Source organism: Pseudomonas sp. FME51 (assembly GCF_014897305.1).
This window is the reverse complement of record NZ_JABUYN010000001.1, coordinates 359,307-372,041: the sequence shown is the minus strand read 5'-3', so window position 1 is coordinate 372,041 and position 12,735 is coordinate 359,307. Positions and strand designations below refer to the sequence as shown.

General features: G+C 41.1%; 13 protein-coding genes. 2 read left to right on the top strand and 11 right to left on the bottom strand.

Annotated features, from left to right (window positions below; translation table 11 throughout):
• Nucleotides 1–52: 52 nt before the first annotated feature.
• The 10 genes from INT39_RS01665 to INT39_RS01620 all read right to left on the bottom strand — a co-directional run bounded on the left by INT39_RS01665 (nt 53) and on the right by INT39_RS01620 (nt 9,968).
• Entirely contained in the window at nt 53–601 is a 549-nt protein-coding gene (locus tag INT39_RS01665; protein ID WP_193017244.1) for an RNA 2'-phosphotransferase, read from the bottom strand.
• 183 nt (nt 602–784) lie between these two features.
• Nucleotides 785–2,731 carry an exoribonuclease II gene (locus INT39_RS01660; RefSeq protein ID WP_193017243.1) on the bottom strand — a complete coding sequence of 649 codons (1,947 nt, stop codon included), beginning with the start codon at nt 2,729–2,731 and terminating at the stop codon, nt 785–787.
• Between the two features lie 113 nt (nt 2,732–2,844).
• On the bottom strand, nt 2,845–3,483 hold the full coding sequence (nth, locus tag INT39_RS01655) for an endonuclease III (RefSeq protein ID WP_193017242.1): 639 nt from the start codon (nt 3,481–3,483) through the stop codon (nt 2,845–2,847).
• A 12-nt stretch (nt 3,484–3,495) separates the two neighbouring features.
• Nucleotides 3,496–4,200, bottom strand: coding sequence for an electron transport complex subunit E (locus INT39_RS01650; protein ID WP_193017241.1), 705 nt, complete (start codon nt 4,198–4,200; stop codon nt 3,496–3,498).
• 1 nt (nt 4,201) lies between these two features.
• On the bottom strand, nt 4,202–4,828 hold the full coding sequence (gene rsxG / locus INT39_RS01645) for an electron transport complex subunit RsxG (protein ID WP_193017240.1): 627 nt from the start codon (nt 4,826–4,828) through the stop codon (nt 4,202–4,204).
• An 18-nt stretch (nt 4,829–4,846) separates the two neighbouring features.
• Nucleotides 4,847–5,923 carry an electron transport complex subunit RsxD gene (gene rsxD / locus INT39_RS01640; protein ID WP_193017239.1) on the bottom strand — a complete coding sequence of 359 codons (1,077 nt, stop codon included), beginning with the start codon at nt 5,921–5,923 and terminating at the stop codon, nt 4,847–4,849.
• A 6-nt stretch (nt 5,924–5,929) separates the two neighbouring features.
• Complete coding sequence (gene rsxC, locus INT39_RS01635) at nt 5,930–8,206, bottom strand: electron transport complex subunit RsxC (protein WP_193072070.1); 2,277 nt, start codon at nt 8,204–8,206, stop codon at nt 5,930–5,932.
• A complete protein-coding gene (rsxB, locus tag INT39_RS01630) occupies nt 8,199–8,825 on the bottom strand; it encodes an electron transport complex subunit RsxB (RefSeq protein ID WP_193015458.1) in 627 nt (208 codons plus the stop codon). Before rsxB ends, rsxC begins: the two co-directional genes overlap by 8 nt.
• Nucleotides 8,825–9,406 (bottom strand): electron transport complex subunit RsxA, encoded by a 582-nt coding sequence (gene rsxA, locus INT39_RS01625; RefSeq protein WP_006536930.1) that lies wholly within the window; start codon nt 9,404–9,406, stop codon nt 8,825–8,827. Before rsxA ends, rsxB begins: the two co-directional genes overlap by 1 nt.
• 94 nt (nt 9,407–9,500) lie before the next feature.
• Nucleotides 9,501–9,968, bottom strand: coding sequence for a DUF2569 domain-containing protein (locus INT39_RS01620; protein ID WP_193015457.1), 468 nt, complete (start codon nt 9,966–9,968; stop codon nt 9,501–9,503).
• A 131-nt stretch (nt 9,969–10,099) separates the two neighbouring features.
• Here INT39_RS01620 and INT39_RS01615 point away from each other — a divergent pair, with 131 nt between their 5' ends.
• Nucleotides 10,100–11,143 carry an oxidoreductase gene (locus INT39_RS01615; protein ID WP_193015456.1) on the top strand — a complete coding sequence of 348 codons (1,044 nt, stop codon included), beginning with the start codon at nt 10,100–10,102 and terminating at the stop codon, nt 11,141–11,143.
• A 22-nt stretch (nt 11,144–11,165) separates the two neighbouring features.
• The gene (locus INT39_RS01610; protein ID WP_193015455.1) at nt 11,166–12,155 is read left to right on the top strand and encodes a bile acid:sodium symporter family protein; all 990 of its coding nucleotides are present in this window, start codon (nt 11,166–11,168) and stop codon (nt 12,153–12,155) included.
• A gap of 55 nt (nt 12,156–12,210) precedes the next feature.
• Here the strand turns inward: INT39_RS01610 and INT39_RS01605 are convergent, their stop codons facing one another.
• Complete coding sequence (locus tag INT39_RS01605; RefSeq protein ID WP_193015454.1) at nt 12,211–12,645, bottom strand: hypothetical protein; 435 nt, start codon at nt 12,643–12,645, stop codon at nt 12,211–12,213.
• Nucleotides 12,646–12,735 lie beyond the last annotated feature (90 nt).

Sequence of the window (12,735 nt, the reverse complement as noted above, 5' to 3'; positions counted from 1 at the left end):
CAAATAACGAATATGATAGGTGACAATGTCACCTATTTTTTTAGCATTCATTTTATTCTATCTCATTTATTGTTAGATATTTCACTGGCACGGTAAGTGTTAACCATACACCATTGTCAGCTTGATAAAATGCAAATCCATCATGACACATTTGTTCACTATCAATGGTCAAAACAACGGCTTTCCCGTGACGATTACCGACATTCACTGCGGTTTGATTATCTTGTGAAAGATGAACATATTGTCGACCGTTAGGAATTAAACCTTGGTTAAAAATACTGTCGATAAAGCGAGTTGCTGTGCCGTGATAAAGTATTTTGGGGGGATTAATCGGTTGGTAATCAACCGTGGTTTTAAGAGAATGTCCTTGAACTGCACGAATAAAAAGGCCATCTTCTGAAATCGCGAAACGCTTTTTATCATTCGTTTCTACCACATCGTTAATGAGCTCAAGGGTTAGTGGCGTGCCGTTTTTCTGTGCTAACAGGATCAATTGTGATATTTCACCCCATCCTTGATCATCAAGGGATAAGCCGATGCTTTCAGGTGCATGGCGTAAGATATAGCTTAGAAAACGGCTAATTTGTACTTTGTCTTTCATTACTTTAATCCATTAGTTATTTATTAAATTTATAATGTGAAGAAAAACACTGCAACATCATAAAAATATTTCCTTTTTATACTCTTTGTATTTATAGCTTTATTTTTACTAGAAATAAGAGACATAAAAAACGGATAGCTCAAAATGAACTACCCGTTTTATTGTATACCGATTACAGGCTAATTAGATAGGGCGAGCAACGATATTGCGTGTTTCTAGTTTTACATCTTCAATGTGTACTGGAATGATATCATTGAGCTTATAAGCAGCTTCACCCTTAACGATGACTGTACCCGTTTCTTGGCTACATTGAATTTCATCACGTACCGCATGTAAGAATGGTGCAGGAATAAAGGCTACTGCGCCATTTTCAACTAAACGAACACGAATACCACCGCGCGTAATATCGATAATTTCAGCGTTAAATGGCGTTTCAGTCCCTGCAAACGGTTTTAAGAAACGAGCATATAACCAATCACCTACATCACGTTCAGCCATACGATTAGCACGACGACGTTCCGCAATACGGATACCGTCTTCGTCTTGTGGTTTTTGGGCGTTTTCTTTGCTGATAATTGCTTTCAGTAAACGGTGATTTAAAATATCACTGTACTTACGAATAGGTGAAGTCCATGTTGCGTAGGCTTCTAGCCCTAAACCAAAGTGAGGGCCTGGCTCTGTTTTAATTTCAGCAAAGTTTTGAAAACGACGAATACGGCTATCAAGGAATTGATTAGGCTGGCTATCAAGTTCGCGACGTAACGTACAGAAACCTTCAAGTGTTAATAAACTTTCAGAAGTGGTTTCAATGCCATTGTCTTTTAAGGTTTGTACCACTTGGTCAATATAAAGTGGATCAAAACCAGTATGAACGTTATAAACGCCAAAACCTAAGTTTTTCGCCAGTACTTTTGCTGCACAGATATTCGCGGTGATCATCGCCTCTTCAACAATACGGTTTGCAATACGGCGTTTTTCAGCGACGATATCTAATACGTGACCACCCTCATCCAGAATAAAGCGGTAATCAGGACGCTCTTTAAAGACGAGAGCATGTTGTTCACGCCATTCATGACGTTTTTCACACATCTCTTTTAATAACATCACTTGCTCATGAACGATGTCATTTTCAGGTTTCCAATCACCATTGCCGCCTTCTAACCAATCTGAAATATGGTCATACACCAATTTAGCTTTTGATTCTACCCACGCTGAATAAAAGTGAATATCTTCAAGTAATGCACCTTCTTCAGCAATGCTGACTTGGCAAACTAAGGCAGGACGTTTTTCATTAGGGCGTAATGAGCAGATGTTATCTGACAATTCACGAGGCAGCATTGGGATATTAAAGCCTGGCAGATAGTTAGTCAGCGCACGTTGTGCTGCAATCGTATCTAATTCACTGTTTGGCAGGATATAAGCAGTCGGATCGGCAATGGCGATAAATAGCGTTAATTGACCGTTCTCTTCTTTACGAATAAAGAGTGCGTCATCCATGTCTTCTGTTGATGCGCTATCAATAGTGACAAAGGAGAGAGAAGTCAGATCTTCACGAGGTAACGCATCATGTAATGTCAGTTCCTCGTTACCCATTTCAGGCGCATCGCGTTCAAGCTGATGACGCATTAAGGTTACCCACCAAGGGGCAAAATGATCGTCTTTATCGGTAATATAGTCGGTTATTTCAGCCTGAAAACCTTTATCACCTTTATTAAGTGGGTGACGGCGCATAACCGCAACAGCCCAATCTTGATCGACAAAGCTATGGGTTAGTCCTTGAGCGGGACGGCAAGGGATGGCGTCTTTTAGTAGAGGGTGATCTGGAATTATCCACAGGCGGTTATCACCTTCTTTTTTCTGAATACGGCCGACAAAACGTGTTAAGAATGGCTCGACTAACTCTTCGGGTTCAACCGACTCTTTATCGCCATTTGTATGAACGGCAGCGATAACTCGGTCGCCGTGCATCACTTTTTTCATTTGCGGAGGGGGAATAAAATAGCTTTTCTGACCATCAACTTCAAGGAAGCCAAAGCCTTTATCTGTTCCCTTTACAAGGCCTTCCACGCGCGGTGTTTGGGCATGGAGTTGCTGTTTTAGCTGTGCAAGCAGCGGATTGTCTTGAAACATATTTTTCCGGAAAGTCGGCAGTTTTAATAATAAAAGTGGGCAATAGTTTTATTCGATTGTGTGTAGCGACGCAAGTACTATCGCATCAGAAAAACAGACAAATCAGCAAATTTTTATTCAGGATCTGTTTTTTCTTTAAATTCACAAAGATCTTCGATAATACAAGAGCCACACCGTGGTTTTCGTGCAATACAGGTATAACGACCATGAAGAATAAGCCAGTGATGGCAATCAACTTTAAATTCTGCCGGAACAACCTTTAAAAGCTTTTGCTCGACTTCATTGACATTTTTACCCGGAGCGAAGCCAGTACGATTACTCACTCTAAAGATATGTGTATCGACAGCGATTGTTGGCCAGCCAAAGGCAGTATTTAATACTACATTAGCTGTTTTGCGACCAACACCGGGTAAGGCTTCTAGCGCTTCTCTGTTTTCAGGAACATTGCTGTTATGTTTATCGATTAAGATCTGACACGTCTTAATCACATTTTCAGCTTTTGTATTATATAAGCCGATGGTCTTAATATATTTCTTAAGGCCATCAACCCCTAATGTGAGGATTGCTTTTGGCGTATTGGCAACAGGATAAAGCTTAGCTGTTGCTTTATTGACGCTCACATCGGTTGCTTGTGCAGAGAGTAACACGGAGATCAATAGTTCAAACGGAGAGTCAAATTTTAGCTCTGTCGTAGGTTGCGGATTGTTATCCCGCAACCGAGTTAGAATTTCAATACGTTTTGCTTGATTCATTATGCTCACAAATTAATTTTTAACAATATGACTGCCACAGCCTTGCTCTTTTTCGTAAGTTTTTGTTGTCAAAGCGCTGCGCTTTTTCTGTCTTTCATCGATAAGGTATTTTGCCGCTAACATAAAGCCTAAACCAATAAAAGCACCCGGTGGTAAAATGGCAAGTAAAAAGGGTGAGTCTAAATGTACTATCTCTATTCTTAACACTTGAGCCCATTCACCTAATAGTAAATCTGCACCGTCAAATAATGTACCATTCCCTAAAACCTCACGTATTGCTCCTAAAACAAAGAGCGCAGCAGTTGCGCCTAATCCCATTGCTAAACCATCAACAGCAGAAGGAAAAACTTCATTTTTAGCAGCAAAGGCTTCAGCACGACCAATAACAATACAGTTGGTGACGATCAATGGAATGAAGATCCCCAGTGATTGATATAAGCCATAGGCGTATGCGTTTATCAGCAATTGTACCGCACTGACGACAGATGCGATTATCATAACATAAATTGGGATACGAATTTCAGAAGGAACCCAACGGCGTAAACTTGAAACGGCTACATTAGTGCAAAATAGCACTAATGTTGTCGCAAGCCCTAACCCTAATGCGTTCGTGGCTGTCGAAGAAACAGCAAGTAAAGGGCACAGGCCAAGTAATTGGACTAAGGCAGAGTTGTTTTTCCATAACCCTTGTGAAAAGAGCTCTTTAATTGAGTTCATATTAATTTGCCTCACAGACAGACAGTGTGTCTAGTTTCTCAGGTAAAGATTGCATTAGCCATACCGTACGCTTTGATGAGTTAACAACGGCGCGAGGGGTGATCGTGGCTCCAGTGAACTGATCAAAATCGCCACCGTCTTTTTTTACTGCCCAGTGCGGATCGTTTTCACTGGAAATGAATCTATTACTCAGTGTCGTGATCCAATCTGAAATACGTGTTTCAATTTTATCACCCAGCCCAGGTGTTTCATTATGCGCAGTCACACGTACCCCAAGAACATGACCTTTAAAGTCAGCCCCTACAAGAAGTTCAATCGCACCTGAATAGCCATCTGGGGCCGTAGATTCTAATGCGGCAGCAACCGGCTTGCCATCGAAGCGAGCCACATAAAGCTTATGAGGTTTTGTATTGCCTAATTCAGGGGCGGTTAGTAGATAACAATCTTTAGAGAGATCATTGTTATAGATAGATTGGGGGATCACCTGATCCAATAATTTTTGTTTTTCTAACGCAACTTGTTGAGCAATTTTATCTGCGGTTAAATGATATACCACGGCAGTTAAACCTGTCGTACAAGCTGCAAAGATAGCTAATGTTAGCCCATGACGCTTTAATATTTCGATCATCATTTTCTCCTTGGCACATTAATGCCCATAAACACGAGGGCGTGTATAGCTATCAATTAAAGGTACGGCGATATTGGCAAGTAATACGGAAAAGGCAACGGCATCTGGATATCCACCGTAAACACGGATAACCCAAACTAATAAACCAATCATACCGGCATAAATTAAACGGCCTTTAGGGGTTGTTGAGGCACTAACCGGATCGGTCGCAATAAAGAACGCTCCTAACATGGTTGCCCCTGAGAAAATGTGTAATAGTGGCTGAGCGTAACGAGTAGGATCGATGCCCCAACTAATCACTGAACACAACGCTAAAACAGAAATCATGGCAACAGGGATATGCCAGCTAATAATGCGCTTATAAAGCAGGATTAAACCGCCCACTAAATAAGCCACATTTACCCATTGCCAGCCAATACCAGCAAATTCACCTTGTAAAATAGGTGTCGCTAATACGTCATCAATAGAGTGTGTTAATAAACCAGTTTTAAAACTATCAAGAGGTGTTGCTTGTGTAATGCCATCAACAGAGCGTCTTAAATCTTCAAGGGTTAGTCCTGATGACGTATGGCCTGTAAAGAAGATACTTAAACTGTCCATGACATTGTAAGAGACGGCTTGTAATTCAACAGGGGGCATCCATGATGTCATTTGTACTGGGAATGAAATCAGTAAAACCACATAACCTACCATTGCAGGATTAAATGGATTTTGTCCTAAGCCGCCATAGATATGTTTTGCGATAACAATGGCAACAAAGGTCCCTAAGACGATTATCCACCATGGTGCTAAAGGTGGAATGCTAATTGCTAATAATACCCCTGTAAGCAATGCTGAATTATCTTTGAGATAAAGTCGCGGATCTTCTTTTTTGAGTTTTACACAGACAGTCTCAGCCACAAGTGCAACGATAATGGCTAATAGGATTTGGTAAACCGTACCTAAGCCAAAGAAGTAGATCTGGCTTAAGATCCCCGGCAGTGCAGCCAATGTTACCCATAGCATGACTTGGCTGGTGGATTGTTGATTATGCGTAAAAGGGGAACTCGCAATTTTTAATTTACTGTTGTTATTCTGTATTGGTCTGAATTTCATCTGTGATTAGTCCAAGGTAACTTCTTCGTTAGCACGACGCTGTTCGGCTTCTTTTTTCGCTTTGACTCTAGCAATAGCAGCGGCAACGGCCGCTTTACGTGGATCGACGTCTTCGGCTTTAGCGTTTTCAATAGGGGCTTCAATTGTTGATGTAGCTTCAGCGGCTTGCTGTGCTTTTTTTGCTTTAACGCGAGCCAATGCCGCAGCAACGGCCGCTTTACGTGGATCGACGTCTTCGGCTTTAGCGTTTTCAACAGGGGCTTCAATTGTTGATGTAGCTTCAGCGGCTTGCTGTGCTTTCTTTGCTTTAACACGAGCTAATGCGGCAGCAACGGCCGCTTTACGTGGATCGACGTCTTCGGCTTTAGCGTTTTCAACAGGGGCTTCAATTATTGATGTAGCTTCAGCGGCTTGCTGTGCTTTCTTTGCTTTAACACGAGCTAATGCGGCAGCAACGGCCGCTTTACGTGGATCGACGTCTTCGGCTTTAGCGTTTTCAACAGGGGCTTCAATTGTTGATGTAGCTTCGGTGGCTTGCTGTGCTTTTTTTGCTTTAACGCGGGCTAATGCGGCAGCAACAGCCGCTTTACGTGGATCAGCATCTTCAACTGTATTATCACTCGATGCTTCAAGCGTTTGTTGTTGTGCTTGTTTAGCTGCTTGTTTTGCTCTGACTTCTTCTTTTCGTTTTTTACGTGCCGCAATAGCTGCTGCGTTATCGGGTTCTTCACCTGCTTTTACGGAAATAATTTTACCAATACCCTGTTTTTCTTTTACACGCGATAGGGCAGATTGCACTTCATTGTGCTCGTTATCATCAAGTTTAACTGCGGCACGTTGATGTCTTGCTTCACGCTCAAGTTTTTCGCGCTCCATACGTATTTTTTTAGCCTCAAAACGGGCTTTGGCTTCTGTTGCTCGTTTTGCTTCGGCATCAATTTCACGAATTTCTGCTTTTTCTTGGCGGTAGTATTGAACAAGGGGAATATTACTTGGGCACACAAACGCACATGCACCACATTCAATACAATCAAATAAATTATGCTGTTGGGCTTTCTCATGTTCTTTACCTTTACTAAACCAATAAAGTTGTTGAGGTAATAAACCACTAGGGCAAGCATCCACACAATGACCACAACGGATACACGCCTCTTCAAGGTTATCTGTATCCATCTCTTCAACGGAAGGGATTAGTAGGCAGTTGGTTATCTTAACAATCGGAGCCGTTAAGTCAGGTAAGGTAAAGCCCATTAATGGCCCCCCCATAATCACCATTTGTTCCGAGCCTGCAACAAAGCCTGCTTGTTTTAGCAATGTATAAATAGGGGTTCCTAAGCGTGCCCAGAAGTTGCCTGGTGTTTTTGTACCATTACCTGTAACGGTAACAACACGCTCAATTAAAGGTTCATCATCAATAATGGCACGTTTAATGGCGACAACAGTACCCACGTTTTGCATCAGAACGCCAATATCAGATGAACGACCACCCGATGGCACTTCTTTCCCTGTTAAGATCTTGGTCAGTTGTTTAGCACCGCCAGAGGGGTATTTTGTGGGTATTACTCGAATGACAATACGCTTTTCATCAGGTAAGGCATTTAATGCCTGTCTTAATGCCGCTATTGCTTCTGGCTTGTTATCTTCAATACCAATTAACACTTCATCTGGTGAGAGCAGATGAATTAAAACCTGACAGCCTGCAATCACTTCATCAGCGTGTTCTTGCATTAAGCGATCGTCCGCGGTGATATAAGGCTCACATTCGGCTGCGTTGACGATAAGTGTTTTAACTAAATCACCACCGCCTTTTAATTTTGATGCGGTCGGGAATCCTGCCCCCCCTAATCCCGCAATACCCGCTTCATGGATACGAGTGAGTAAAGCTTCTTTGCTTTGCGATTGGTAATCAGCAAGAGGGAATTGTTCACGCCATTCATCTTTACCGTCAGATTGAATTCTTACGGCAATTTCAGGTAATCCTGAAGGGTGAGCACTTGGAAAGGGCTCTATAGCAGTGACAGTACCAGAGATAGACGCATGAACAGGGAGTGTTCTACCAACACCTTTTGTTAAGGGCTGGCCTTTTAAAACATGCTCACCCACATTTACGCAAAGTTGACCGGGTACACCTAAGTGTTGATGAATAGGAATAATCACTTCATCCGGTAAATGTGCGATACGCATTGGTGTACGACTTGACTGTAATTTCATTTCAGGAGGATGAATACCGCCTTTAAAATCCCAGATTTTATCTTTTTTAAATAACGAAAAGAGATTAAACATGAGCGTTATCCTCCGTCTTTAATGACGGTTCATCTTCAGGTATTTCTTCAGGCTCTGCTGGAATATTTTTTACTGGGATTGTATTTAAATCCCATTTCCAATTTGAGGTTGTGACTTTGACTGGCACTAAGGTAATACAGTCAGTAGGGCAAGGCGGAACGCATAAGTCACACCCAGTACATAAGTCTTCAATAACCGTATGCATTGCGCGTGTTGCACCTACAATGGCATCAACAGGGCAAGCTTGAATACACTTAGTACATCCTATGCAATTATCTTCATCAATTAAGGCAACTTTTCTAACGGGATTTAATGCTTCTTCGTCACCATCAAGCGGTTGAGGTTCAACACCCATTAATTCTGCAATTTTTAACATCACTTGTTCGCCACCCGGCGCACAACGGTTAATCATCTCACCATTGTTTGCAACCGCGTCGGCATAAGGGCGACAACCAGGATGTCCACATTGCCCACATTGACTCTGTGGCAAAATAGCCTCTATTTTTTCAACAATAGGATCTTCTTCCACTTTAAAACGACGTGCGGAATAGCCCAAAATTAGCCCAAAGATAAGACCTAACGCACCCAGTACGCCAATTGCTATCCATAAAGAATTCATTACAGTTTCACCAAACCACTAAAACCCATAAAGGCGAGAGACATTAAACCTGCGGTAATTAAACCGATTGATGCCCCTTTAAAGGGAGCCGGGACATTCGCTACGGCTAATCTTTCTCTAATGGCGGCAAATAGTACCATCACAAGAGAAAAACCGACGGCTGCACCAAAACCATAAACTGCGGATTGCATAAATGTGTGTGCTTGATTGATATTTAATAACGCAACGCCTAAGACAGCACAGTTTGTGGTAATTAAAGGTAAGAAGATCCCCAACAAACGATAGAGTGTCGGGCTTGTTTTTCTTACAACCATTTCAGTGAATTGTACAACGACGGCAATAACTAAAATAAAACTCAGTGTGCGTAAATAAAGTAAGTCCAACGGAACTAAAATAAAGTTATCCATCAGCCATGAACTAATAGAGGCGAGTGTCATCACAAAAGTTGTCGCAAATCCCATACCGATCGCGGTTTCTAATTTTTTTGATACACCCATAAATGGGCATAAACCTAGGAATTTGACGAGTACAAAGTTATTCACCAATACGGTGCCGACGAATAGAAGCAAGTAATCAGTCATTGTTGTGCCAAAATTGTTAACCAGAGAAACAAAAAGCCTCCTGAAATAAAGAGGCTAAACAAGCGTATATAATACCAAGGGTAAAGAGGTGAAGTTATCGAACTTGTGTGAAAGTTTCACGAACACGCTTAGCAAACTTGATATAAGGCACAAAACAGACGGTCGAGAAGACAGACCAAAGAAGAGATTTTAACGCCGTTTGATCATCAACAGGGGCAAAACCAAAGCTTTTAATCGCCAGCAGTAAGTTGATAAGTAACCACAACATAAATAGACGTGGGAAATTTTGAGCACGATAAAAGAATTGGCGTAAAAGATATGCGGTAAAGCCAAACATCACCCAAGTGGTTAATGCGGAAAGATACCAACTCGACATTAAATGAAAAGGAAGCTGGTGGAGAATCGAAAAATCTGAAAAATATTTAATAATATAGAGAACAGACATCAAGCCAGAGCCAATAATTGACAAGATCATATAAGCCAATGGCGCAAGCAACCACCCTGTAATAGGCGCTTTCCCTGAAAGGGTATTCTGCGCGTTTGCTTTGAGATCAAATTTCATTAATTAATTATTCCTACTCGTGTGTATAGAACTAAACGGGATATTATCACAAACTTTGTTATTATTTATTTAGCTACAAAAGTGAAAGTGATTTTTGTTAATAAAAAAACGCATAAAAATAGGATAGGGTAATGGCAAATAAACTCAATGTTGGGATTATCGGGTATGGCTATGCAAGTAAAACCTTTCATGCTCCTTTAATTACCACAACTGAAGGCTTACATCTTAGTGCAATTTCAAGCTCTGATGAACATAAAGTCAAACAAGATTTTCCTCACGTCACGGTTTATGCAGACCCTCAAGCACTGATTAACGATACCTCTATAGACTTAATTATTATTCCAACGCCGAATAATACGCACTATTCTCTGGCGTCACAGGCTTTGGCAAAAGGGAAACATGTTGTTGTTGATAAACCCTTTACACTGACATTAGACGAAGCTGAAAAACTGACTCAACAAGCAGCAGAGGCCGGTAAGCTACTTTCTGTTTTTCATAATCGTCGTTGGGATTCTGGTTTCTTAACGGTTAAAAAGCTTCTGGCAGATAAAATACTGGGTGAAGTCAGTGCCTATGAAGCACATTTTGATCGCTTTCGTCCCACTGTACGTCAACGTTGGCGAGAAGATGCCGCTATAGGTGGAGGGCTTTGGTATGATTTAGCTCCGCATCTTCTTGATCAAGCGGTTTGTTTGTTTGGTGAGCCTAAGGCAATAACGGCAGATATTGCGCAATTACGTCCTAATGCGAAAAATGCCGATTACTTTCATGCACTATTAGAATATGACAATCTAAGAGTTGTTCTTCATGCTTCTATGCTAGTCGCATCATCAACCCCTATTTTTGCCATTCATGGCACAAAAGGGAGTTATGTGAAGTATGGTTTAGATACTCAAGAAGATGCCCTAAAAGCAGGTCAATTACCTAATCAAACCTATAATTGGGGAATGGATGATAACGATGGTGAGTTAACAACGCTGTCAGCATTAGGTGAATTAGAGACGACGACACTGACAACATGCTTTGGTGATTATCCTGCTTATTATCAACAAATTTATCGAGCAATTACATCGGGTGAAGAAAATCCCGTTACCCCAATACAAGCCACTGCGATTATGCGCTTGATTGAAGCCGGTGAAATTTCAAATCGTTTAAAACAAACCATTACGCTATAAGCAATAGGGAGTGCTAAATCTAATGTCTTGGTGGCAAAAATTAAAACTTGATCCTTTTCTCATGATAATGATTTGTGTGGTGACGCTAGCAACGCTATTACCCGCACAAGGGGAGATTAAAACACTATTCCAATATCTGACGACAGGTGCTATTGCACTGCTTTTTTTCTTGCATGGGGCAAAGCTCTCTAGAGAAGCAATACTGGCAGGATTAGGGCATTGGCGTTTACATCTCACCGTATTTGCCAGCACCTTTATTCTTTTCCCTGTTTTGGGGTTAGGCTTACACGTTATTGTGCCTGAATGGATGTCACCGACGGTCTATATGGGCTTTTTATATCTTTGTGCGCTTCCTGCCACAGTTCAATCTGCTATTGCTTTTACCTCTGTGGCTGGGGGGAATGTCGCCGCGGCTATTTGTAGTGCATCAGCATCCAGTATTTTAGGTGTTTTCCTTTCTCCTGTGCTGGTGGGTTTCTTAATGCAAACTCAAGGCTCTGCCGACGATTTTGATACCGCAGGGGCAATACAGTCGATTTTACTGCAATTGATGGTACCTTTTATTATTGGTCACTTATCGCGTCCTTTAATTGGACGTTGGGTTGATAACCATAAAAAATTAGTGAATAGAACGGATCGCTCGTCTATTTTGCTGGTGGTCTATGTGGCATTTAGTGAAGCGGTAGTTGAAGGAATTTGGCATAAAATCGACGGTTGGTCACTATTAACCATTGCAGTTGTTAGTTGTGTCTTGCTCGCGATTGTCATTTTTGTGAATGTCTACAGTGCAAGGTTGCTGGGTTTTAATAAAGCGGATGAAGTTACCATTGTTTTTTGTGGGTCTAAAAAGAGTCTTGCCAATGGTGTTCCTATGGCGAACGTACTCTTTCCTGCAGCGACGGTTGGGGTAATGCTATTACCATTAATGATATTCCATCAAATTCAATTAATGGTTTGTGCTGTATTAGCACAGCGCTACGCTAATCAAGCTAAAGAAACTGAAAAGAAATAACGTATTTAGCTAAATATGAGAAAAGCACCGATTTAACTCTTTGTCGGTGCTTTTTTTATTGGTTTTGATCTTCGTTATTTTCTTTTTTATTGGATGATGACGGTAGGCGTGATTTAAACGGAAGGGGTAAACCAAGTACAAAATAAATTAAGAAAACAAAACCCATATTTAAATAGTCGGATTTATTGTTTTTCACATCAACTTTTAATTCACAATCGATGGGTTCTAGCTGATCGTTAATATTATATTTGCCTTGGTAAAGCTCATTAAGCATTGCTTGCGCTTGTTCAAATTCTTTATAGTTAACCAGTAGTTTTACGCCGCCAGTAGCTTGAGCATACACTTGGTTATTCCAAACAATATTTTCATCTAAAAGAATAGCATCAATACCTTCTGACTGAAGAAAACCTGCCTCAATAGAGGCATCAAGTGGAGATAGATATTGTGCTAATAATCTATATTGACCTCTTGTCGGGTGAATATTCCACATAGCTTTTCCTTAATAATAAGTAACCCCTCGAAAATTAATTTTAGTCTAAGAGTCATTAATAATTCCATCTATTTTCAATAAATATAAAAA

Excerpts from the sequence above, each read along its gene's own strand:
- INT39_RS01615 (WP_193015456.1), top strand. The coding sequence starts at position 10,100 with ATGGCAAATAAACTCAATGTTGGGATTATCGGGTATGGCTATGCAAGT.
- INT39_RS01660 (WP_193017243.1), bottom strand. The coding sequence starts at position 2,731 with ATGTTTCAAGACAATCCGCTGCTTGCACAGCTAAAACAGCAACTCCAT.
- INT39_RS01605 (WP_193015454.1), bottom strand. The coding sequence starts at position 12,645 with ATGTGGAATATTCACCCGACAAGAGGTCAATATAGATTATTAGCACAA.
- INT39_RS01665 (WP_193017244.1), bottom strand. The coding sequence starts at position 601 with ATGAAAGACAAAGTACAAATTAGCCGTTTTCTAAGCTATATCTTACGC.
- rsxG (WP_193017240.1), bottom strand. The coding sequence starts at position 4,828 with ATGATCGAAATATTAAAGCGTCATGGGCTAACATTAGCTATCTTTGCA.
- rsxB (WP_193015458.1), bottom strand. The coding sequence starts at position 8,825 with ATGAATTCTTTATGGATAGCAATTGGCGTACTGGGTGCGTTAGGTCTT.
- INT39_RS01620 (WP_193015457.1), bottom strand. The coding sequence starts at position 9,968 with ATGAAATTTGATCTCAAAGCAAACGCGCAGAATACCCTTTCAGGGAAA.
- INT39_RS01610 (WP_193015455.1), top strand. The coding sequence starts at position 11,166 with ATGTCTTGGTGGCAAAAATTAAAACTTGATCCTTTTCTCATGATAATG.
- rsxA (WP_006536930.1), bottom strand. The coding sequence starts at position 9,406 with ATGACTGATTACTTGCTTCTATTCGTCGGCACCGTATTGGTGAATAAC.
- INT39_RS01650 (WP_193017241.1), bottom strand. The coding sequence starts at position 4,200 with ATGAACTCAATTAAAGAGCTCTTTTCACAAGGGTTATGGAAAAACAAC.
- rsxC (WP_193072070.1), bottom strand. The coding sequence starts at position 8,206 with ATGTTTAATCTCTTTTCGTTATTTAAAAAAGATAAAATCTGGGATTTT.
- nth (WP_193017242.1), bottom strand. The coding sequence starts at position 3,483 with ATGAATCAAGCAAAACGTATTGAAATTCTAACTCGGTTGCGGGATAAC.
- rsxD (WP_193017239.1), bottom strand. The coding sequence starts at position 5,923 with ATGAAATTCAGACCAATACAGAATAACAACAGTAAATTAAAAATTGCG.